Origin of the sequence: Moraxella pluranimalium, assembly GCF_002014825.1 — a bacterium.
GTDB classification, from domain to species: Bacteria; Pseudomonadota; Gammaproteobacteria; order Pseudomonadales; family Moraxellaceae; genus Moraxella; species Moraxella pluranimalium.
Genome location: NZ_MUYU01000048.1, coordinates 1 through 960 on the forward strand (window position 1 = coordinate 1; position 960 = coordinate 960).

At 41.8% G+C, this 960-nt stretch carries 1 protein-coding gene; it reads right to left on the bottom strand.

Annotated features, from left to right (window positions below; genetic code table 11):
• A partial coding sequence (locus B0680_RS10655; RefSeq protein WP_211271283.1) for a hypothetical protein occupies positions 1-893 on the bottom strand: 893 nt, incomplete at its 3' end.
• Between the last annotated feature and the right edge of the window lie 67 nt (positions 894-960).

A 960-nucleotide genomic window follows, 5' to 3' on the forward strand; every position in this document is an offset into this window, starting at 1 on the left:
GAATATTGTACCGGTACACTAGCAGCTGCTAGTGCTTTTGTACCATGTGATTGATGCCAACGATCTAGGTCAGGTAGTATTTTCTCTGCCAAGCCAGTTCTGCCTGAACTCATCGCAGTTTCCAAAGCCAGCATATAAGTATTCAAACCACGATCAGACTCTTCTAGTGTCTTAGCTGTATTACCTTCAAATACTGTTTTGCTTACTGCATCTGTATCACGCATCTCAGTCAGCATTCGTTTGGTTGCTGATAGTTCACGCAGTTGTGCTAGGTGCTCTTCTGAGATAGCTCCTGCTTCCACCAATCGTGTGAGATGGTTATCATCCAGTACCTGTGCAAAACGAAGTACTTGTTTGAATGTATCATCTTGTACTTCTTTGGTGACTTGTTGTTCTACAGTAGTAGGTTCACTGGTTTCACCCGTTGGTTGTTGTTCTTGGTTTTGGTTTTGTTCAGCAAGCTGTGCTTTGAGAGAGTCAATCTCAGCACGCATAGCAGCTTGCTCTTCTTCAGTCTTAGCACGGAACTCATCAGTCTCAATATCGCTAAGCAGCTTGTCTAAGGCTGATTGTGTATCACCACCTGTTTGTTGTACAGGTGCAGAAGATGTGTCTGATGAAGTAAACGTTGCACCTCCACTAGTTTGCCCATTATAGGCTTCAACAAGGGATTGTGCTTTACTCATAATAGAGTTAGCAAATTCCCCAGCAGTCATATCAGTACGTCCACCATTGTTCGTTACAACCTTTACAGGGTTATATTTATCACTTTTAAATCTTGATAGTACTTCTACGACATTTTTATTTGGATTTTTAAGTAGAGCCTTAGCCCCTGATGGACCTTGTTGATGCATTAGGTAAGCAACACCAGCAGTAAAAGGCACATTGGGCATACTCTTTTCCCAATCTGCTTTGTTATCTTTCAATAGTTTAATAGCTGCTTGTAGTGGTACACTAATC